Source organism: Sphingopyxis indica, from assembly GCF_032879645.1.
Taxonomy (GTDB): Bacteria; Pseudomonadota; Alphaproteobacteria; order Sphingomonadales; family Sphingomonadaceae; genus Sphingopyxis; species Sphingopyxis indica.
The window spans coordinates 33,693-54,498 of the sequence record NZ_CP076395.1 but is presented as its reverse complement, the minus strand read 5'-3'; the positions used below and the strand labels follow the sequence as shown (position 1 = coordinate 54,498).

The 20,806-nt window shown below is 64.7% G+C and carries 22 protein-coding genes; 12 read left to right on the top strand and 10 right to left on the bottom strand.

What is annotated here, in order from left to right; all coding sequences use genetic code 11:
* The first annotated feature begins 34 nt into the window (after window positions 1–34).
* The 4 genes from KNJ79_RS20670 to KNJ79_RS20655 all read left to right on the top strand — a co-directional run bounded on the left by KNJ79_RS20670 (window position 35) and on the right by KNJ79_RS20655 (window position 5,096).
* Window positions 35–559 carry a DUF411 domain-containing protein gene (locus KNJ79_RS20670; protein WP_217373012.1) on the top strand — a complete coding sequence of 175 codons (525 nt, stop codon included), beginning with the start codon at window positions 35–37 and terminating at the stop codon, window positions 557–559.
* A gap of 387 nt (window positions 560–946) precedes the next feature.
* A complete protein-coding gene (locus KNJ79_RS20665) occupies window positions 947–3,652 on the top strand; it encodes a TonB-dependent receptor domain-containing protein (RefSeq protein WP_317154117.1) in 2,706 nt (901 codons plus the stop codon).
* Between the two features lie 11 nt (window positions 3,653–3,663).
* Complete coding sequence (locus KNJ79_RS20660; protein ID WP_003046351.1) at window positions 3,664–4,368, top strand: PepSY domain-containing protein; 705 nt, start codon at window positions 3,664–3,666, stop codon at window positions 4,366–4,368.
* Entirely contained in the window at window positions 4,365–5,096 is a 732-nt protein-coding gene (locus KNJ79_RS20655; RefSeq protein ID WP_003046347.1) for a PepSY domain-containing protein, read from the top strand. The genes KNJ79_RS20660 and KNJ79_RS20655 overlap by 4 nt, the downstream gene beginning before the upstream one ends.
* 6 nt (window positions 5,097–5,102) lie before the next feature.
* On the opposite strand, the gene hutC is transcribed toward KNJ79_RS20655, so the two are convergent.
* A complete protein-coding gene (gene hutC, locus KNJ79_RS20650; RefSeq protein WP_217373014.1) occupies window positions 5,103–5,837 on the bottom strand; it encodes a histidine utilization repressor in 735 nt (244 codons plus the stop codon).
* Between the two features lie 182 nt (window positions 5,838–6,019).
* Window positions 6,020–6,331, bottom strand: a complete 312-nt coding sequence (locus tag KNJ79_RS20645; RefSeq protein WP_217373015.1) for an alpha/beta hydrolase — start codon at window positions 6,329–6,331, stop codon at window positions 6,020–6,022.
* Window positions 6,332–6,365: 34 nt separating this feature from the next.
* On the opposite strand from KNJ79_RS20645, the gene chrA reads away from it, so the two are divergent.
* Window positions 6,366–7,574 (top strand): chromate efflux transporter, encoded by a 1,209-nt coding sequence (gene chrA, locus KNJ79_RS20640; RefSeq protein ID WP_317154116.1) that lies wholly within the window; start codon window positions 6,366–6,368, stop codon window positions 7,572–7,574.
* Between the two features lie 189 nt (window positions 7,575–7,763).
* On the opposite strand, the gene KNJ79_RS20635 is transcribed toward chrA, so the two are convergent.
* The 3 genes from KNJ79_RS20635 to KNJ79_RS20625 form a co-directional block, all read right to left on the bottom strand.
* Window positions 7,764–8,282 (bottom strand): DUF305 domain-containing protein, encoded by a 519-nt coding sequence (locus KNJ79_RS20635; RefSeq protein WP_217373017.1) that lies wholly within the window; start codon window positions 8,280–8,282, stop codon window positions 7,764–7,766.
* A gap of 323 nt (window positions 8,283–8,605) precedes the next feature.
* Window positions 8,606–9,874, bottom strand: a complete 1,269-nt coding sequence (locus KNJ79_RS20630; RefSeq protein ID WP_317154115.1) for a tyrosine-type recombinase/integrase — start codon at window positions 9,872–9,874, stop codon at window positions 8,606–8,608.
* Between the two features lie 230 nt (window positions 9,875–10,104).
* A complete protein-coding gene (locus tag KNJ79_RS20625; protein WP_317154114.1) occupies window positions 10,105–10,869 on the bottom strand; it encodes a transglutaminase-like domain-containing protein in 765 nt (254 codons plus the stop codon).
* 112 nt (window positions 10,870–10,981) lie between these two features.
* Here KNJ79_RS20625 and KNJ79_RS20620 point away from each other — a divergent pair, with 112 nt between their 5' ends.
* The gene (locus KNJ79_RS20620) at window positions 10,982–12,235 is read left to right on the top strand and encodes an MFS transporter (RefSeq protein ID WP_317154113.1); all 1,254 of its coding nucleotides are present in this window, start codon (window positions 10,982–10,984) and stop codon (window positions 12,233–12,235) included.
* On the opposite strand, the gene KNJ79_RS20615 is transcribed toward KNJ79_RS20620, so the two are convergent.
* Window positions 12,208–12,969, bottom strand: a complete 762-nt coding sequence (locus tag KNJ79_RS20615) for a competence/damage-inducible protein A (protein WP_089216689.1) — start codon at window positions 12,967–12,969, stop codon at window positions 12,208–12,210. The genes KNJ79_RS20620 and KNJ79_RS20615 overlap by 28 nt on opposite strands.
* 104 nt (window positions 12,970–13,073) lie before the next feature.
* Between KNJ79_RS20615 and KNJ79_RS20610 the strand changes: the two genes are divergently transcribed.
* The gene (locus KNJ79_RS20610; protein WP_317154112.1) at window positions 13,074–13,712 is read left to right on the top strand and encodes a glutathione S-transferase family protein; all 639 of its coding nucleotides are present in this window, start codon (window positions 13,074–13,076) and stop codon (window positions 13,710–13,712) included.
* Window positions 13,713–13,918: 206 nt separating this feature from the next.
* Here the strand turns inward: KNJ79_RS20610 and KNJ79_RS20605 are convergent, their stop codons facing one another.
* The 4 genes from KNJ79_RS20605 to KNJ79_RS20590 form a co-directional block, all read right to left on the bottom strand.
* Entirely contained in the window at window positions 13,919–14,368 is a 450-nt protein-coding gene (locus tag KNJ79_RS20605) for a Dps family protein (protein ID WP_245836814.1), read from the bottom strand.
* 106 nt (window positions 14,369–14,474) lie between these two features.
* Entirely contained in the window at window positions 14,475–15,041 is a 567-nt protein-coding gene (locus tag KNJ79_RS20600) for a TMEM165/GDT1 family protein (RefSeq protein ID WP_317154111.1), read from the bottom strand.
* Between the two features lie 32 nt (window positions 15,042–15,073).
* Window positions 15,074–15,388, bottom strand: coding sequence for a hypothetical protein (locus KNJ79_RS20595; RefSeq protein WP_317154110.1), 315 nt, complete (start codon window positions 15,386–15,388; stop codon window positions 15,074–15,076).
* A 75-nt stretch (window positions 15,389–15,463) separates the two neighbouring features.
* A complete protein-coding gene (locus KNJ79_RS20590; protein ID WP_089216684.1) occupies window positions 15,464–16,108 on the bottom strand; it encodes a GGDEF domain-containing protein in 645 nt (214 codons plus the stop codon).
* A gap of 185 nt (window positions 16,109–16,293) precedes the next feature.
* On the opposite strand from KNJ79_RS20590, the gene purE reads away from it, so the two are divergent.
* From purE to KNJ79_RS20565, 5 genes are all read left to right on the top strand, one after another.
* Window positions 16,294–16,791: a 5-(carboxyamino)imidazole ribonucleotide mutase gene (gene purE / locus KNJ79_RS20585; protein WP_317154109.1), complete on the top strand. Its 498-nt coding sequence runs from the start codon at window positions 16,294–16,296 to the stop codon at window positions 16,789–16,791.
* 58 nt (window positions 16,792–16,849) lie between these two features.
* Window positions 16,850–17,869: a 5-(carboxyamino)imidazole ribonucleotide synthase gene (locus KNJ79_RS20580; RefSeq protein WP_317154196.1), complete on the top strand. Its 1,020-nt coding sequence runs from the start codon at window positions 16,850–16,852 to the stop codon at window positions 17,867–17,869.
* Entirely contained in the window at window positions 17,866–18,357 is a 492-nt protein-coding gene (locus KNJ79_RS20575; protein WP_317154108.1) for a dihydrofolate reductase, read from the top strand. Before KNJ79_RS20580 ends, KNJ79_RS20575 begins: the two co-directional genes overlap by 4 nt.
* Window positions 18,357–19,541, top strand: coding sequence for a dipeptidase (locus KNJ79_RS20570; RefSeq protein ID WP_317154107.1), 1,185 nt, complete (start codon window positions 18,357–18,359; stop codon window positions 19,539–19,541). Before KNJ79_RS20575 ends, KNJ79_RS20570 begins: the two co-directional genes overlap by 1 nt.
* A 157-nt stretch (window positions 19,542–19,698) precedes the next feature.
* On the top strand, window positions 19,699–20,628 hold the full coding sequence (locus tag KNJ79_RS20565; protein WP_317154106.1) for a bifunctional riboflavin kinase/FAD synthetase: 930 nt from the start codon (window positions 19,699–19,701) through the stop codon (window positions 20,626–20,628).
* Window positions 20,629–20,806 lie beyond the last annotated feature (178 nt).

Genomic DNA, 20,806 nt, shown 5'->3' with positions numbered 1-20,806 from the left:
TGCGGGATGGAAGCCATGTTTTTGGAGAAATGACATGAAAGGTTCGATGACCCGCCGCCATCTTCTCGGCCTGGTTGCGGCCGGATCCGGAATGGCGCTTGCGGCATGCAATTCGTCCTCGGGTTCGGCTGCTGACCGCGGGAACAGGCGGCCGGCGAGCGAGCCGCTTGCCGGGACGACGAGCGCCGAAACCATGCTCGTCTATCGCGACCCCGAATGCGGCTGCTGCGAGGCCTGGGCAGAGATCGCCCGTGCCGAGGGCTATGCCGTAACCGTGGAGAACCGCGCCGACATGGCTGCCGTGAAGGCGCGATATGGTGTCCCCCGGCAAATGGCGTCCTGCCACACCGCCATAGTCGGCGGCTACGCGATCGAGGGACATGTACCAATGCGGCATGTCGCCAGACTCCTCGACGACCGGCCACGCGACCTTCGCGGTCTCGCCGTACCCGGCATGCCGCGCGGTTCGCCGGGAATGGAAATGCCGGATGGAAGCGTGGACGCATTCGACGTGATGGCATTCGGCGCGGACGGGAAAGCGATGGTTTTCACCGCCTGACCGCTCCGGATGGATTGGGTGGGACCCGACGATGCAAGGCCCGCGCTTTTCGGCGGAGCCCAACCGCTCGCGCGCTTTGCTGGAACAGATATTTGCGCGTTGAGCAGTCTTGCGACTGCTGCATCGCGCTGCGTCGGCCGGCTTGTCTTGTCATTTCGTGAGGAAGCTGGGAGCGGCTTCGCCTCGCTCCTTGCGCGAACGGATCTCTATCCGAAAAAAAATTTTAAAATCGATGAGGGGTAGAGCATTCGGATGCGTATTTAACACATGTTCTGCGCCTAAATTCTGCGGAATAACTAATTGATATGATTCGATAAATTCCTGTTGACCTGTATATACATTTGATGCTCTCTGAGGGGAATCAGCCAACCAACAGGGGGTTTCGCTATGATGATCAGGACATTTTTGCTCGCCAGCGTCGCGGCAGTCGCGGTCTTGGCAACGCCGGCACTTGCGCAGGACGAATCGTCCGCGCCGCCGCCCGTCGCCACCGACGCGCCGAATGGTTCGGACATCGTCGTGACGGGTTCACGCATCCGCCGCCAGGATCTCGCGGGCGTCGGACCTGCCACGGTCGTCTCGGCCGAGCAGATCGAGAATACCGGGATCGTCAACATCGAAACGGTATTGCAGCGCCTTCCCGCCAATGCGGGTTTTGCGGGCAACCAGACCTCGGCCTATTGGACAAGCAACGGCTATGGCACGGCGCAGGTGAACTTGCGCGGGCTTGGCATCAAGCGCACGCTCGTGCTGCTTAATGGTCGCCGTCTCGTGGCGGGCGGCACCGGCGCGAACTCGTCGCCGGACTTGAACATGATCCCGGTCGTCGCGCTGGCGCGTACCGACGTGCTGAAGGACGGCGCGTCGGCAATTTATGGCGCGGACGCGATGGCGGGTGTTGTCAACCTGGTCACCCGGACCGATTATGAAGGTCTTGGCCTGAGCGCGCGCTATGGCATCACGGGCGAGGGCGACGGTTCCGATTTTTCCGCCGACCTGATCTGGGGCATCCGCAATGATCGTGGTGGTGTCATGATCGCCGCGACGTATCAGAAGACCAGCGCGGTCAATATGGCGACGCGCGCGCCCTGTTCGCTCGCTGAGGTCACGCCAGGTTCGCTATCGTGCGTCAACAGTGCCTCGACGATCGGCGGCCGCGCCGTGTTGCCCAACGGGCAACAAATCAACTTCAATCAAACTCCCGGCGGCGATGGCGACTTCTTCGAGCCGTACAGCGCGGCGAAGCATAATTTCAATTCGGCGCCCTTCCTCAACGCGGTCAGCCCGGTCCAGCGCGTCAGCACGGCCTTCTTTGCCGACTATGACCTGACCGACAATATCGAGGCGTTCGGCGAGTTTCTCTATACCTTCCGCAAGTCGAACCAGATTGCGACCCCGGGCACGCTGCGCAACCTGTCGATCGCCGCGAGCAATCCCACCAACCCGACCGGGCAGGACATCGTGCTCATCCAGCGCCGGCTTGCCGAACCAGGGCCGCGTCAGTTCTTCCAGGAAACCGACACCTGGCAGGGCACCTTTGGCCTGCGCGGAAAATTGTCCAACGATTGGGCGTGGGAAGTCGCGGGGGCGTTCGGACGCAACACGGCGATCGACGGATCGACCAACATCGCCAACCTCGAACGCGTTCGCAACTCGATCGACCCGAGCAAGTGCAGCGTGACGGTTGGAGCTGCGATCCCCTGCGCTGACTATCTGGGCGCCGGCGACCTGACCCCCGAGGTTCTCGACTATATCCTTTTCACCTCGCGCGATCGCGGCGGCAACGAACTGGCGACGGTCACCGCCGATCTCAACGGCAGCCTGTTCAACCTGCCAGCTGGCCCCGTCTCCTTTGCGACAGGGGTCGTCTATCGCAAGGAAAAGGGCTGGCGCGATCCCGATCCGCTGACCGTGCTCGGTATTGCCAACACGAACCAGCAGGATCCGATTTCGGGTTCGACCACGGCGAAGGAAGCCTATCTCGAGCTGTCGGTTCCGATCCTCGCGGGCAAGCCTTTCTTCGAGGCGCTGACGCTGGACGGCGCGGTGCGCTATTCGGACTATAATCTGTTCGGCAGCGACTGGAATTACAAGGCTAGCCTCGACTGGATGATCAGCGACAGCTTCCGCCTGCGCGGGACCTATGGCACCGGCTTCCGCATTCCCAACGTGCCCGAACTTTACGGCGGCGTATCGGAAGGCAATCTGACCACCACCGATCCCTGTTCGCGCTATTCGACGAGCGGTAATGCGACGCTGATCGCCAATTGCCAGGCGTCGGGTGTTCCCGCCAACTATGTGCAGCTCGGCACGACGATCCTCACCACGGTCGGCGGCAACGAGAATCTGAAACCCGAAAGCTCGACGACCTGGACCGTCGGCACGGTGATCTCGCCCAAAGGGCTGGTTCCCGGTCTGTCGCTGACCGCCGACTGGTTCGACATCAAGATCAAGGATGCGATTCGCGCCATCCCCGGATCGACCAAGCTGTCGATATGCTATGCGAGCCAGAATCTGTCGCACCCTTTCTGCGACGATTTCACGCGCAGCCCGCTGACGGGCGAAGTGACCTTCCTATCCGCGCAGCCGATCAATACAGGGCGCGAGGAGATGAATGGCCTCGATCTGGGGCTCGTCTATGCGGGCGGCATCGGCAGCGTGAACATCTCGCTCGACGTCAACCTGACTTATCTCAACAAATATGTCGTTCTGCCGTTCCCCGGCGGCGACCCGATCGATTTCGACGGCTTCATCGGCGGCGGCAATGGCGGCTATCCCAAATGGCGCGGCTATGGCGTGCTGACCGCCGAGAAGGATGGCGTCAGCGCCACCTGGTCGACCCAATGGATCGGCAAGGCGACCGACTTCAATGCGGCGCCCGGCGAAATCGGCTACAGCACGCCGAACGTCTTCTACCACAATCTCCAGGTCGCCTTCAAGATTGACGAGAAGACGCGCTTCCAGGTCGGCGTCGACAATGTCTTCGATCGCAAGGCGCCCTATATCCAGAGCTTCACCGATGCGAACACCGACACGATGACCTACGATCTGCTCGGACGGCGCTTCTATGTCGGTTTCCGCACCGCCTTCTGAGGAACCAGGAGATGGCGATACGTTGGCCGCTGCTCGTTCGGCGAACGCATAAATGGCTGGCGCTGGTCGTGGGTGTCCAGGCTTTGCTCTGGACGTTGACCGGCTTCTACATGGTGGTCGTTCACATCGACACCATCCACGGCGATCATCTGGTGCGCTCCCCGGTGGCCCAGCCCTTCGACCTCGATGGCCTCGCAGCGCCGTCGAAGGTCGTCGCGGCCGCGCCGGGGGTGTCCGAAATCCGTCTCCAGCGCTTTTTCGGCCAACCGGTCTGGCGCGCCGAGACCCCTGAAGGCGCGCGCCTGTTCGACGCGCGTTCGGGTGCGCCGCTGCCTGCCCTGACCGAGTCCCAGGTCCGCGAACAGGCACGGCGCATCTACACGGGTGACGGCAAGATCGTCTCGGTGCGACTTTTGACCGAGGCACCTCAGGAAATGCAGGCGCGCAAGCCACCATATTGGCAGGTCGAGTTCGAAGGCTGGAACCGGCCGACGCTCTATCTGTCGCCGGCGACGGGTGAGCTCATCTCGCGCCGCCACGCGCTGTGGCGCGTTTTCGACTTCGCGTGGATGCTGCATATTATGGACTATGACGAGCGGACCGACGTCAACAATCCGCTGCTCCGCGTCGCGACCTGGAGCGCCTTTGCGATGGCGCTCTCCGGCGCTTGGCTGCTGATCTGGTCTTTCAAACGCCGCAAAAGGAAGCAGGCATGAAACGCATCCGGCTGACCCCGCTCTTTTTCCGGCGTATCCATAAATGGGTGGGGCTGATCCTCGGTCTGCAGTTCCTGCTCTGGGCGCTCAGCGGTTCGGTGATGGCGCTGCTCGACAAGGACAAGGTCGGCGGGCACGGCGGCGGCATGTCGCACGCGCACGCGCTGCCCGCCGGCGAATATTTCGATGTCGCCGCCCTGCCGCGCGGCGAACCCGTCACTGGCGTGGTTCTGCGCGATCTCGGTGCGCGGCCGGTCTATGAGGTCCGCGCCGCCGGGGGCACACGCCTTGTCGATGCGACGAGCGGCGAGGATATTCGGGTCGACGAGCAGGTCGCCCGCGATGTCGCGGCGATGATGAACGAGGCGCCGATCCGCAACGTAAGTGTGCTCGCCAAACCCAATCTTGAATCGCGCGACCATGAAGGCGCGATGTGGCGCGTCGATTTCGCGGACGCCGAAAACAGCAGTGCCTATGTTTCGCTCGACACCGCTCGTTTCCTGGTGATGCGTGGCGATACCTGGCGGACATGGGACTTCTTCTGGATGCTCCACAATATGGACTACATCAACCGGAAGAGCTTCAATCATCCGCTGATCATCTTCGTCGCCTTCGGCGTACTCTGGCTTTCCGGAACCGGCTTCTACCTGCTGTTCAAAAGCTTCAGTCGCGCCGATTTCCGCTGGCTACGCCGTCGCAAACCTGTGGTTGTCGCTCGAACCAGCTGATCGGCGTCAATCGTCGATCGAGAAGGCGGCCGACAGTTCGAACCGGGTGCCGGGGTGTGTCAGCCAGGCATGCGACACGAGACGCGACCGGCTCCATGTCCGGCGCGTCATCTGGAGTACCGGCTCGCTCGCGGACAGCCCTAACATGCCACGCATTCGTTCGTCGGGCATCGTCGCACAGACACGGTGCTCGACCCGTTCGAGCGGCGCGATGCACGTCAGATATTCGTTCGGTGTCATCCGTGTGAAGTCGAGCGTGCCATAATCGGGCGCGATCGACGCGAGGACGAAACGCTCCTCGATCTGAATCGGGAATTCGGCCTCGTGATGGACGATGATCGAATGGAATAATTTGGTCCCTACCGAAACTTCGAGCAGCGCCGCCGTGTCGACATTGGCGCGCTCTTCCCGGTTCTGGATCACGCTGGCACGATAGGCATGACCTCGCTCGCGGATTTCCTCGGCGATGTTGCGGATTTCGATCATCTGGCCGATCGGCCTCGGCTCCGCGATGAACGAGCCACTTCCAGCGCGCCGCACGACAACACCGGCAGCCTGTAGCTCGCGGAGAGCACGATTCGCCGTCATGCGCGAAACGTCGAATTGTTGAACTAGTTCTGCTTCCGAGGGAACACGGTCGCCTGGTTGGAGGCGACCATCGCGAACGGCGTCGGAAATACTCTGCTTGATAACAACGTAGCGTGGTGTCGATTCATCACCGGCATGGTCGAGGGAAGGCATTGCCTCTCGGGGCTTGGGCATTGAAACTTTGGGCTTCCGAGTGGGCGAAGGACTCATAGGTCGTCTATACAACTTCACGGTTTCCCAGCTAGTTAAAAGAGAAGGCTGCCAATCGTCGATGTCGCAACGAAATGACGAGCGTCCTTGTCCGCTCGTCGAGCGCAGCGGCGTGCTCCTTTTTTTCAAAGAAACCTGGCTCGGCAAAGGTGGCCGGGGAACATCGCGATGGCAAAATCAGGCCGGCTGCTCCCTGTGTCTGTTTCGTCGACCGGCTCATAGGCTGCTTCTAATATATTGCTGGTCTGGGCGACCACATACCCGCCGGCTGAGAAGCCTATGACACCAATCTTATGGGGACCGATCTTGAGTTCGCCGGCGCGCGAGCGGACCAGGCGGATCGCACGCTGCGCGTCCTGCGGTGCAAGGAGGTGCTTGATGGGCCGCTTTACATTGCCGCTAGCACCAATCCGCGGAGCGGTTTGTGTACCGGCCAATTGAGTTGAGAAGACAGTGAGACTAGTTGGAGGCATGGAGGATATATCGGGCAACGAGCGGCCATCTGTTCGCGCTGGCAGTGCCCGCGAAGTATTTGCGGCCTTCCTGAAGCTCGGGGTGACGTCGTTTGGCGGGCCGATTGCACATCTGGGCTATTTTCGTGACGAGCTTGTCATCCGTCGTCGCTGGATCGACGACAGCGGTTTTGCCGAGTTGCTGGCGCTCTGTCAGTTCCTTCCTGGCCCCGCTTCGAGCCAAGCGGGGTTTGCGCTCGGCCTGATGCGCGCAGGTCCGTTGGGCGGGCTTGCCGCATGGACGGCATTTACATTTCCTTCGGCAGCGCTGATGTTTGGCTTTGCCGCGATGGCCGGCCATCTCGAAGGCGACATGGCGACTGCAGTGCTGCACGGCCTGAAACTTGCCGCAGTTGCCATTGTGGCTCAGGCGCTTTTCGGGATGGCGCGGACCCTTGTGCCCGATTGGTCTCGCCGAACCATCGCTTTGGCCGCGGCGGCGGGGATGCTGGTTCTGGCGTCGCCTGTGACGCAGAGCGGATTCATTGCGCTTGGCGCTCTTTCCGGGCTGCTTGTTTGCACGCCGAAAGTCCGGTCCAGCATAGGGAATGGCGGGTGGATTCCGACGCGCAGAGCCAGTTTCCTGATGCTGACGGGGGCTGCCACTATTCTTCTCCTTCTCCCGGTTGCCGGGCGGGGCGGCTCGCTCTTCGAGCTTGCGGGTATTTTCTATCGCGCCGGGGCGCTCGTATTTGGGGGCGGTCACGTCGTTCTGCCGTTGCTCCACGCTGAACTGGTCCCGGGTTTCGTGGACGATACGGCTTTCCTGACCGGTTATGGCGCGGCGCAGGCTCTGCCAGGACCATTGTTCGCACTGTCGGCCTACCTCGGAGCCGTCGGCTCACCGGATGCGCCACTCGCAGGCGGACTGATCGCCATCGTCGCAATTTTTCTGCCAGGGCTGTTGCTCGTCGCGGGCGCGTTGCCGTTTCGCGCGGCGATCGCAAAAAATGCTCGCGCGCAGGCCGCGATCATGGGGGTCAATGCGGTCGTCGTCGGCATTCTGGCGGCCGCGCTTTATGACCCGCTCTGGACGTCCGGCGTAAAATCTTTCGCCGATGCTCTAATAGTGGCCGTCGGATTGCTGATTGTGCTGCGATTTCGCTGCCCTCCGCTCGCGCTCGTTGCCGGGACCGTTGGAGCCGCGCTGGCACTTGCAGTCATATAGTTGCGATACATAATCTCGGACGCGAATCTAGCGCGAACAAGCTCGGAGATGAAATAATGGGGATGGCGCATCCCTGCGGTACGAATGGCGGTTGATGGCTGCTCGGCATTTTACCCAGCTGTGCCGGCATCATCAGGTCTCGCAAAAGATGCGAGATTTGCCGCCGGACCAGATGATTTTGCGCTGGATCTATCGCTCCCTGTAATCGGGCAGCAACGGCGCGTCTGCGGCAATCGGATGCCGCTCGAGATCCACTATCAATGCCTTCATCTCATCAATTTCCCGAACCTGCGCCTCGAGGATGCCATCGGCGAGCTTGCGGACCCTGGGATCGCGAATCTTCGCCCGTTCGCTGGTCATGATGGCGATCGAATGATGCGGGATCATCGCCTTCATGTAGGAAACATCGTCGACGGTTTGCTGGCTGCGAACGAGCCATAACGAGGTTGCGAAGACGATCAGGCTGGCGGCCACGATGATCGCATTCATTCGGCGGTTATTGTACATCGACCACATGAAGCCAAGCATGATGATGGCCATCACGGCGCCCATATAGACCGCCATCCAAGCTCTCGTCTGGCTGTAGTAAATATGATCGAGCGCGTAGCTGTTCAGATACATCAGGCCGAACATGACAATGGTCGACGTCGCGATCATCGCCGCAAACCGGCCGTAGCTCGATCCATGCTTTTTCATGTCGCCGTTCATGGCTCTTGCTCCTTTCGTATGATGCGGCAAAGCAATTCCGATTGCGGGTTATGGAATGAATGCCGGACGACCGAACTCTGTTCCCTTTCGGCGATCATTCTTCACCGCGAGTCGCGTCCTGGTGGGCCAGTTCTCGATCCGCGAAGTTCTTCCAAATGCTGACCGATCTTGCCGGATTCCAGTCTGAACACTGACGGATGGCTAGTGGCCAATGGCTGTGATCCTGGCGCATCTCGTTTACAACGAGAGGGGTGACCAATGAGTAAGGGCATTTATCTCATTCGAGGAGTCGGCGGCGGACCTGCTCCTTTTCAGCGTGGCGTTTACGCTGCCAGATCAGTGGTTCGAAGCATTGCTGCGCCGCGACGGAGCAGGCGATCGATTTCGTTCGACGTCCGCTGCACAGCCAACTTCAGAGCTTCGTCGATGTGGACATAGTCTTGCGTGACATTCTGCGACGCATGGCCGAGCATGGCGCGGATCGTAAGTTCGGAAAAACCAAGATCGCCGGCGACGCTGCCGAACGTGTGCCGAAGCGTATGCGGAGTGACGCCCTTTATTCCCGCAAGACCGCAAACCCGTTTGAGGCATTCGCTAACGGCGGTGAAGGGCCCGCTTCCCACTGCCGATGGAAACATGTGGGGATTGCCGGCAATGCCGGCTTGCGCGACGAGTACTCGGATCGCGGCAGGCCCGATGGCGCGAATTTGCGCGCCGCCTTTCGTGTCCGGAAAGGCCACATATCCACGATCTGCATGTAGCCAGTCGTGATGCATAGCCTGCGCTTCCTGTCGGCGATATCCGGTCAGCAGCAAGGTTCGCAACACGCCGAGCGCAACCGGATTCTCGCCATTGATCTCGGCATAGACAATCGCCTTCCCGAGCAATTCGAGTTCCGTGACGCTAAGCCGACGCGTCTTCTTTTTTCCGGCGAGTTTCCTCGCGCCATGGGTCGGGTGAACCTCCAGCAGGCCCTTGTGCTTGGCGTGCCCGATGATGGCCTGGAGCGTGCCAACGCACCGCCCGGCAACACCAGGGCCACCGGTCGCTTTTCCGCCACGCCCCCCGGTTCGCGGCTTCGCCGTCTTTCCGTTCTTTACGTCCGTCTGCATCTGCTCGACATCCGCTATCTTCAGATGCTTGACCACGCGCTTTCCAAGCAAGGGAATGATGTGGGTCCGAATACGACTCTCGTCCATGTCGAGCGATGAAGACTTGATGGGAAGGTTCTTCCGGCCGAGGATATTTCCGGCGCGAGCTTCGGTGAGATACCAGTCGCACATCTCTGCGACCGTCATCGCGTTGCGCGACTGACGAGCCTCATCGGCCGGATCCTGCCCGACTATGACGGCGGCCAGCTTGAGCCGGGCGAGATCGCGCGCCTGTTCGACCGTAAGAACGCCAAAGCGACCGAGGTTCATCCGGCGCTGAATGCCCTCTGCATTGCGATACTGAACGATGAACGTCTTCAGGCCCGAGGGAAGGACGCGTAGCCCGAATCCTTTGATCTCGGTGTCCCAATAGATGAGCTGCTTCGAGGCCGGCGAAATGACCGCGTCGATCGTGCGTTTTGTCAACTTGCTCGTCGGCATGCTCTCAATCCTCTTGCTGACAAAATCTCGAATCGAGGCATTGTCAGCAAATTGTCAGCGCTGTACGGCGTTTCAGCGGCTAGGCTAGGATAGGGCGCCGCAGCGATAATCTCAAGAAAATAAGCAATTATAGGGCGGTAGCGTAGAAAAAGAAGAAGTCGAAGCGAATCGCGTTCAAGTTGCCAAGGTTGGGGTCGAGGGTTCGAATCCCTTCGCCCGCTCCAGTTTTCCTATTCCACCGTCACGCGCTGATCAATCAGCTCCGCCGTGCCATAGGCGGTCAGGAAGCTGATGTCGGTCGCGTCGCGGCCGACGCCGATCAGCGCCATCTCGTTCGCGCGCGCCATGCCCGTCGGGTCGACGAGGTGCCAGCCGCCCTCCAGATAGACCTCAGCGACCGCGTGGAAATCCTGCGGCTCGACGTGCGGCGCATAGGCGCTGGCGATGCGCGCCGGGATTTCGGCGGCGCGGGCGAGCGCGATCAGCACATGCGCATAGTCGCGGCACACGCCGCTGCGCAGTGCTAGGCTGTCGAGCGCCGTCGTGCCGGCATCGCTGATGCCCGCGGCATAGGTGAAATGCGCCGCGATCCACTCGGCCATCGCCGCGACCTTCGCGCCGCCGGTCAGTGCGCCGAAGCGCTCCGTTGCAAAGGCGTCGAGCCGGTTCGACGGGCAGTAGCGCGATTCGTTGAGATAGGGCACGGCCTCGGCGGGCAGCCGCGGCAGCGGCACCGCGGCGCGGGCGCGATAGTCGGGGCGCCCGCGCGCCACCTCGACCGTCGCGGCATAACGCAGCGTCAGCCGGTCGGCGGGGCGCAGCCAGATGCGTTCGCCGACGCCTTCGAGCGCCGCGATACGGGCGAGCACGGGCGTTTCGCCCGTATCGAGCGACGCATCGCGCACCCGCTGGTCGGCAAGCGTTGCGGCTTCGACCTGCACCATGACGTCGGCGGGTGCGGGGAAACGATAGTCGAGGAAAGCACTGATCCGCATCGTCATCCTCCATAACGCATGGGCCGCGCATCGGTCGCGCGAAGAAAGGGAAAATCTTGAAACCGCCGAAACATCTTGCAGCCTGCCCGATTTCGGCCGAACGGGCCGCAGCATGACCGCATCGCGCACCATCCCCTTCATCGTTGCGACGATTTTCATCGACGCCATCGGCTTCGGCATCATCATGCCGGTGCTGCCGCAGCTGGTGATGGAGGTCGGGCGCATCGCGCTCGCTCCCGCGATCGAGGTCGGCGCGTGGATCGGGCTGGTGATGGCGCTCGCGACCTTCCTCGCCTCGCCGTTGCTCGGCAATCTCTCCGACCATATCGGGCGCCGCCGCGTGCTGCTGCTCTCGCTCGCCGGACTCGCCGCCGACTATGCGCTGCTCGTCGTCGTCGACACCTTGCCCTGGCTGTTCATTGCGAGAGCGCTGTCGGGCTTGTTCGGCGGCAGCTTTGCCGCGGCACAGGCCGCCATCGCCGACGTCACGCGGCCTGCGGAGCGCGCGCGCAACTTCGGCTTCGTCGGCGCGGCTTTTGGCGTGGGTTTCGTCGTCGGCCCGGCGATCGGCGGCTTTCTGGGTGAGGTCGGGCCGCGCGCGCCTTTCGTCGCGGCGGCGCTGCTCGCGGCGGCGAACATGGCCTATGGCGCCTTCGTCTTTCCCGAAACGCTGCCCGCGGCGAAGCGCCGCGCCTTCGACTGGCGGCGCGCCAACCCGCTCGGCGCGTGGGCGACGATGCGGCGGTTGCCGGGTATGGGCGGGGTCGCGGGGGTGCTGCTGCTGTGGCAGATCGCGAGCCTTGTCTATCCGATGACGTGGAGCTTTTACTGCATTGCGCAGCTCGGCTGGTCGCCGGCGATGATCGGCGCGAGCCTCGCTTTCGTCGGCGTGGCGATCGCGCTCGGCCAGACCTTTGTCGTCGGGCCGATGGTCGCGCGCTTCGGCGAGCGTGATGCGGCGACGATCGGGCTTGCGGTCGCGGTCGCGATTTTCGTCGGCTTCGCCTTCGTGCGCACGACGTGGGGCGCTTTCCTGTTGCTGATCCCCGTCGCCTTCCAGTCGCCGGTGCAGCCGTCGCTGATGGCGATGATGTCGCGCCGCGCGGGCGCCGACATGCAGGGCGAGGTGCAGGGGATCACCGCGATGACGATGGGACTGGGACAGATCGCCGCGCCCGCACTGCTCACCGGTACGATGGCGTGGTTCACCGGCACGCGCGCGCCGGTGCATTTCCCAGGGGCCGCCTTCATCGTTGCTGCGCTCTTCGGGCTGCTCGCGATGGCGTTCCTGCGCCGCCTGCCGCGCGTCACGCGCTCGGCGGGCGACGACCTGCCCGATCAGATGCCGCCGTCGGTCACTGCATAGCCCGCGGCCTCGAGCCCCGCCGAAACCGCCGCGACGCAGGCCTCGACTGCTGCCGCCTCGGTCGAGCGAAAGACGAAATTGGCGCCGGTGCGCCCGTCGCGGAAAAAGGGATAGCTGCCGATCGCGACCCCCGCGTGATCCTTTTCGGCCTGGCGTAGCAGGTCGGCGATCTCGCTTTCGGGCGCCCAGGCGCCGATCGTGCGCGCGACCAGCGGCGCCCCGCCCTCGAGCTGACCGGTCAGCGCGTCGAGCATCCCGGCTGTAATGTGCGGCACCCCGGCCATCAGGAAGAGATTGCCGAGCCGGATGCCCGGCGCGCCCGACATGCGGTTGGGAATCAGCTCGGCGCCGTCGGGGACGCGCGCCATGCGCAGCCGCGCCTCGGTGAGCTCGCTGCCGCGCGCGCGGTAATAGCGCTCGAGGATCGCGCGCGCGTCGGGATGGATCACCACGCCGACGCCGAGCGCCTTCGCGACCGCATCGACGGTGATGTCGTCGTGCGTCGGGCCGATGCCGCCGGTGGTGAAGACATAGTCGTAGCGCGCACGCAGCGCGTTCAGCGCGTCGATGATCTCTCGCTCGACATCGGGGACGATCCGCACTTCGCGCAGGCGGATGCCCTGCACGTCGAGCCAGGTCGCGATCTGCGCGACATTCTTGTCCTGCGTGCGGCCCGAGAGAATCTCGTCGCCGATCACCAGCACGGCGGCGGTCCAGATGCGTTCGTCGCTCATCGCTTTGCCTTACCGGCCCATGATGACAAAACAAGCCCGCTGGAACGCAAAGATCGTTCCTGATATGTTCCCATCACGCGATTCGCAACCAAGGGAGACGAGCGATGGCCGACGAGCTGATTTTCTATACCAACCCGATGTCGCGCGGACAGATCGTCCGCTGGATGCTCGAAGAGGTCGGCGCGCCCTATCAGCAGCGCCTGCTCGATTACGGCACGACGATGAAGGACGCCGCCTATCGGGCGATCAACCCGATGGGCAAGGTGCCCGCGATCGTCCACAACGGCCGGGTCGTCACCGAATGCGCCGCGATCTGCGCCTATCTGGCCGATGCCTTTCCCGGCGCCGGGCTCGCGCCCGCACCCGCCGAGCGCGCCGATTACTACCGCTGGCTCTTCTTCACCGCGGGACCGGTCGAACAGGCGATTACCGCGAAGCATTTCGGCATCGAGCCCGACATCGACCAGCAACGGATGGCGGGCTTCGGCTCGCTCGCCGCCGCGCTCGACACGCTCGAAAGCGCGGTCGCCGGCAAGGCGTTTGTCGCGGGCGACCGCTTCAGTGCCGCCGACGTCTATGTCGGCAGCCAGATCGACTGGGGGCTGCAGTTCGGCACGATCGCTCCGCGCCCGGCCTTCGAAGCCTATGTCGAACCGCTGCGCGAGCGCGCCGCCTACAAGCGCGCGAAGGCGATCGACGGCGCGCTGATCGCCGAAATCCAGGCGGCAAACCCGGCGGGCTGAGCGGGCGTCGATTGGCGGAGGGCTGCCGATTGAACGGCGAACGGATATCCCCTCCCGCTTGCGGGAGGGGCAGCGAGGCTTGCGAGCTTGCTCGCTAGCCGCAGCGGGATGGGGCCTTGCAGCGCCGCTGCCAACCCCCCAACCCCTCCCGCAAGCGGGAGGGGAGAAGAATGTCCGCTCCGCCCGCAACCGGCAACGACCGCGCTTTACGCCAGTGTCGCCTTCAGGAACCAGATGCGCTGTTCGGTTTCGTCGGCCCAGCCGTCGACGAGGCCGCTCGTCGCAATGTCGCCGGCGGCTTCGGCCGCCGCCTTGGTTTCCTTGATCTGCGCGAGCAGCGCTTCATTGTCGTCGGCGAGGTTGCGGACCATCGCGTCAGCGTCGACCTTGGCCGCATCATCGTCCTTGATCGACTGGCGCCGCGCGATGTCGCCGATCGAGCGTAGCGTCGCCGCGCCATTCTTGCGCACGCGTTCGGCGATCAGGTCGGTGGTCGCGAGGATTTGCGACGCATGTTCGTCGAACAGCAGGTGAAGCTGGCGGAAACGCGGCCCCTCGACGTGCCAGTGATAATTTTTGGTCTTGAGGTAAAGTGCATAGCTGTCGGCGAGCAGGGCGTTGAGCGCATCGGCGACGGCGGGCTGGTTCTTGGACATGGGTGAACTCCTTTCGTTGGCAGCGCCCATATAGGGGGACACCCAACCGAACGCCCATGGAGGCTCTTGGTCGCTATCATTGATAAATTCGATGAAACGAAGTCGCCTACGCGAACAGGCCGAATGCACCCAGCGCCGAACGCAGGCCCCACAACAGCAGGATCGCTGCGCTCGCCCAGCGCAGCAGCCGCGCGGGCGGCCGATCGGCGAGCGCCGGGCCGAGCGCCAGAAAGGGCAGCAGCGCGAGGAGCCAGCCGATCGTCCCGCCCGCTGCCGCCCACAGCCCGGCACCGCTCGTTGCGGCGAGCGCCGCGATCAGGAAAGAACCGCGATCGCCGATCTGCGCGGCCAGCATCCGCAGCGCGAGCAGCGGCATGGGCGCGGCGACGAGCCGGGCGTCGTCATGCGGCCGCCGCGACCAGAGCAAGGCGACCGCAGCGGCGACCAGCGCAACCGCGACGATCAGCACGATCGCCCCTTGGCCGATCGTGCGGTTGGCGAGCGTGCCGATCGACGCAGCGACCAGCGCATTGGCGGCGAAGCCGGCGAAGGCGATCGCCATGACCGTGCGGGCGTCGTTGCGCAAGGCGGCCAGGCGCGCGAGAAAGACGCCGCTCCGCCCGTCGGCGTTGGCGAGCAGCACCGCCACCAGCGTGATCATGATCGCGTCCATGCAAGACGCCTAACGGCTTTTCGGCGGCCGCGCTAATTGGCGAGCCGCGTTGCCACCGACGCGAGCCACGCCTCGGCGGCAAAGGCCGAAAGCAGGCCGGGCACGAAGGCCGCGTCGTGCATCGCATCGAGATAGACGCGGATCGCGGCGCGATCGCGTCCCGCGCCGATCGCCGATTCGCATTGCCGGGCCAGCACCTCGACCGCGTCGAAGCCGCTCTCTCGCGCCAGGCGGCGAATCGCCTCGATCCCCTCGGCGATCTGAACCGGCGCCGCGCGCGGCAGCCTTTCGACCAGCGCGTCGATACGGCCGCGAATTTCGTCGACCGGATTGTTGCAACCCATCATCCCACACCCCCCATCGGTGCGGGCAAGCATGGCGGATTTTGGTTAACGGGCGGTTCAGTTTGAAAACTAACGGGCTCAGCGATGCCCGGCGGACGCTTCCTGCGCCTGCTTGTTGCGATACATATCGCGGTCGGCGGCGGCGAGCAGGTCCGATTCGCTCATGTCGGCCTCGAGCATCGCGACCCCGAAGCAGGCCGACAGCGGGATCTCCTGCCCGTCGTAGATTGCGGGCCCGGCGCTGAGCAGTTCGGACAGGCGTTCGACCTGCGCACGCGCACCGGCCTCGCTCGACTGGTCGAGGATCAGCCCGAATTCGTCGCCGCCGATGCGCGCCGCGACGTCGGTCGCGCGGATCGCGGCGAGCAGCCGGTTGGCGATTTCGAGCAGCGCGAAATCGCCCGCGGCATGGCCGAGGCTGTCGTTGATATATTTGAGCTGGTTGACGTCGGCGAACACCACCGCGGCGCGCTCGGCGTGGCGCTCGAAGCGCGCGATGCGCTGATGAATCGCGGTCAGGAAATAGCGGCGGTTGAACAGCGGGGTCAGCGTGTCGCGTTCGGACACGCGCTCGAGCTCGGCGACCGCGATCTTGAGAACCCTGTTTTCGCGGCGCAGCGCGTCGCGCTCGCGGCGGATTTCGCGCAGCTGATCCTCGATGGAGTCGACGGGTGCGAAGCCGAGCTGGTCGACCGCGATCCGTGCCCCCCCGATACTGTCCATGCCTAGTCCCCGGCGCGTAGCGAAAATAGCCGGCGGCGGAATGCCGTCGGTCTCGTTACACCCCACGATAACCACGACTTCATACCAATCGGTAAACGCTCGGCGAATCGACGGCGTTGCCCGTCCCATTATGAGCCGCTAGGGGACGGACACGGCGGTGAATCGCCGGACAGGAGGGATTGCGAATGGGCGACAGCGCGCCGCAGGTGGGCGTCATCATGGGCAGCCAGTCGGACTGGCCGACGATGGCGCACGCGGTCCAGATTCTCGAAGAGTTCGGTATCGCGCACGAGGTCCATATCGTGTCGGCGCACCGCACCCCCGACCGCCTCGTCGATTATGCGAAGGGCGCGGCGGAGCGCGGGCTGCGCGCGATCATCGCCGGCGCCGGTGGCGCCGCGCACCTGCCCGGCATGGTCGCTTCGATGACGCGCGTTCCGGTGCTCGGCGTGCCGGTGCAGTCGGCGGCCTTGAGCGGCATGGACAGCCTGCTGTCGATCGTCCAGATGCCCGGCGGCGTCCCCGTCGCGACCTTCGCGATCGGCAAGGCCGGCGCGACCAACGCCGGCCTGTTCGCGGCGGCGCTGCTCGCCGGTGACGATCCCGGTCTCGCGCAGAAGCTCGATGCGTGGCGCGCCGCGCAGACCGAAAGCGTCGCTCCCGCTCCGGTGCGCGAGGGCTGAACGCGTGCTGCCACCGGGCTCGACCATCGGCATATTGGGCGGCGGCCAGCTCGGCCGGATGCTCGGCCTCGCCGCGGCGCAGCTCGGCTATAGAACGCATATCTATGCCCCCGAGCATGAAAGCGTCGCGGCGGACGTCGCGGCGCATCATGTGCAGGCCGCGTGGGACGACGAACCGCGCCTCGCCGCCTTCGCCGCGGCCTGCGATGTCGTCACGCTCGAGTTCGAGAATGTTCCGGTCGATACCGTCCGCTTCCTGTCGGGCCATGTCGCGGTGCGCCCCGGCGCCGCGGCACTCGAAATCGCGCAGGACCGCCTCGCCGAGAAGCGCTTCGTCGCCGGTCTCGGCGGCCGCACCGCGCCTTTCGCGCCCGCTCCCGACCGCGCCGCGCTCGATGCCGCGATCGCCGAAATCGGCGCGCCCGCGATCCTCAAAACGGCACGCATGGGTTATGACGGCAAGGGGCAGGCGCGGCTTGCCGACGCATCGGATGCCGACGAAGCGTGGGAGACGATCGGCCGCCATCCCGCGATCCTCGAAGGCTTCGTCGCCTTCGCGCACGAATTTTCGGTGCTGATGGTGCGCGGGGCGGGCGGCGAGACGCGCTTCTGGGATTCGCCGCTCAACGTCCATGCGGGCGGCATTCTCAGCGCCTCGATGCTGCCGCCGCCGCCGATCGTGATCGAGCAGCAGGCGGAGGCGCGCGCGATGATGGCAAAGATCGCCGAGGCGCTCGACTATGTCGGCGTCCTGACGGGCGAATTTTTCGCGACAGACACGGGGCCGGTGTTCAACGAAATGGCGCCGCGCGTCCACAACAGCGGCCACTGGACGATCGAGGGCGCGATCATGAGCCAGTTTGAAAATCATATCCGCGCCGTCGCCGGCCTGCCGCTCGGCGACACGGCAGTGCCGCTGCTCCCGGTAACGATGCGCAACCTGATCGGCGCCGGCATCGAAAGCGTGCCGCGCCTGCTTGCCGAGCCGGGCGCACATGTGCATCACTATGGCAAGACCGACGTGCGCGACGGTCGCAAGCTCGGTCACGTCACTTGGGTCGGAATCTCTCCCGCATGAATCATCCCGAGATCACTTTGATCCTCGCCCGCGCCGCCAATGGCGTGATCGGGGCGGGCGGCAAGCTGCCGTGGCACCTTCCCGCCGACCTGCGCCGCTTCAAGCAGCGCACGATGGGGCGCCCGATGATCATGGGGCGCAAGACCTTCGACAGCCTGCCCGCGGTGCTCGAGGGGCGGCGGCACATCGTCCTCACCCGCGATACCGGCTGGCAGGACGAGAATGCCGAAGTTGCGCACAGCGTCGAAGAGGCGCTGCGGATGGCCAATGCGCCGCAGGTGATGGTGATCGGCGGCGCCGAAATCTATCGCCTCTTCCTGCCGCTCGCCGACCGCATCGACCTGACCGAAGTGGCGATCGAACCCGCGGGCGACGCGGTGATCGAGGCCCCAGACCCCGCCGAATGGCAAGAGGTGGCGCGCGAGGCGCATCCCGCCGCCGACGGCCGCCCGGCGCACGCCTTCGTCACGCTGACCCGGCGCCGCTGATGCGCCGCTGGATCATCGGCCTTCTCGCGCTGCTGCTGGTCGCCGCCGGCGCCTTCTTCCTGCTCGGCCCCGCGATGATCGAGCGCGGCATGAACAAGGTCGAGGGCGGCGCGCTGCCCCCGGTGAGCGAACATGCGCGTGCGCTCCACCGCAGCCTCACCATCGTCGACCTCCACAGCGACACCTTGCTGTGGAAGCGCGACCTGCTGACCCGCGCCGGGCGCGGCCATGTCGACCTGCCGCGGCTCGAAGAGGGGCATGTCGCGCTGCAAATCTTCTCGAGCGTCAGCAAGACGCCAAAGGGGCAGAATTACGACGCGAACAGTGCCGACGGCGACAATATCACCGGTCTGGTCATTGCTCATCTCCAGCCGGTGCGGACCTGGGGCTCGCTGCTCGAACGCTCGCTGTGGCACGCCGAAAAGCTGCACCGCGCCGAAGCGGCGTCGCACGGCCAATTGCGCGCCGTCGCGAACCCGGTCGATCTGGATGCGCTGCTCGCCGCGCGGCGCGGCGGCAAGGCGGTGCCGGTCGGCGCGCTGCTCAGCATCGAGGGGCTGCGGGACCTCGAAGGCGACATCGCCAATCTCGACAAGCTCCACGCCGCGGGCTTCCGCATGGCGGGGCTCACCCATTTCTTCGACAACCGCCTCGCGGGCTCGATGCACGGGCTGAAGAAGGGCGGGCTCACCCCCTTCGGGCGCCGGGTCGTGCGCGCGATGGAGGATAAGGGCATGATCGTCGACATCGCCCATTTGAGCCACGCGGGCGTCGCCGACCTGCTCGAAATGGCGCGGCGCCCGGTGGTGTCGAGCCACGGCGGGGTGCAGGCGACGTGCAAGGTCAACCGCAACCTCTCCGACGCCGAAATTCGCGGGATCGCCGCGACCGGCGGGCTGATCGGCGTCGGCTATTGGGACGCCGCGGTTTGCGACCTGTCGCCCGCCAGCATCGCGAAGGCGATGAAGCATGTGCGCGATCTCGTCGGGATCGAGCATGTCGCGCTCGGCAGCGATTATGACGGCGCGACGACGGTGCGTTTCGACACCTCGCAGCTGGTGCAGGTGACGCAGGCGCTGATCGACGCGGGCTTCACCGACGACCAGATTCGCGCCGCGATGGGCGGCAATGCGATCCGCGTGCTGCGCGCGGGGATCGTGCCGATGAGGGCGGCCCAAAAATGACGAGCTTAAACATCCCGTTTCCCCGAGCGAAGACGAGGGGCCATGCCGAGCGAAGTCGAGGCGGCCACGCCGCAGCTTCTCGCTTCGCTCGAAGAAGCCCCTCGTCTTCGCTCGGGGAAACGGGGTTGGGGGATGGAATTTTCCGGTTGTGCGCGAAATGATCCGCCTCGACGGCCACGATCGCATCGCCGATCCGCTGCGCGGCGGGGTGATCGCGCTCGGCAATTTCGACGGCTTCCACGCCGGGCATCAGGCGGTCGTCGGCCGCGCAGTGCATCATGCGAAGGATGACGGCCGCCCCGCGATCGTCGCGACCTTCGACCCGCATCCGGTGCGCTTCTTCAAGCCCGACGTCGCCCCCTTCCGCCTGACCACGCTCGACCAGAGGCAGGAGCTGTTCGGCGCGGCGGGTGCCGACGCGATGCTCGTCCTCCCCTTCGACGCCGCGCTCGCGGGCACGAGCGCCGAGGATTTCATCACCGGCCTGCTCCTCGATCGCTTCGGCGCCGCGGGGGTCGTCACCGGAAGCGACTTCGTCTTTGGCAAGGGGCGCGGCGGCAATGTCGTGACGCTCGCCGACCATGCCCGCCGCCTCGGCTTCTTCACCGAGATGGTGTCGCCCGTCGACGACGCCGACGAGGTGATCTCGTCGAGCCGCATCCGCGAGGCGCTGCAGGCGGGCGACTGCGCCACCGCGACGCGGCTCCTGACGCGCCCCTTCACCGTGCGCGGCGCCGTCCAGCACGGCGACAGGAACGGCCGCCTGCTCGGCTTTCCGACCGCGAATATCGACATGGGGCCCTATCTGCGCCCGCGCTACGGTATTTATGCCGTGACCGGCCGCCTGCCGGACGGCCGCATCCTGAAAGGAGCCGCGAACCTCGGCATCCGTCCCAGTTTCGACCCGCCCAAGGAATTGCTCGAGCCGCATTTCTTCGATTTTTCGGGCGATCTTTACGGGCAGGAAATCGACGTCGCCTTCCACGCCTTCCTGCGTGACGAAGCGAAGTTCGACGACATGGACGCGCTGACGGCGCAGATCGCGGCCGATTGCGAACAAGCGAAGGCGCTGCTCGCGGATATTTGATTCGCACAGCGGCCGCCGAGAAAAGAGAAAGAAGAAGGGTTTCACGCGAAGACGCGAAGGCGCGAAGAAGATGGTTCGGGCCGAAAGGCCCTTCTTCCGATCGACGCCGTGCCATGACGCGGCGAGAATCAGAAAGCCGCTTCGCAGCCAAGCCGACCTCTTCGCGCCTTCGCGTCTT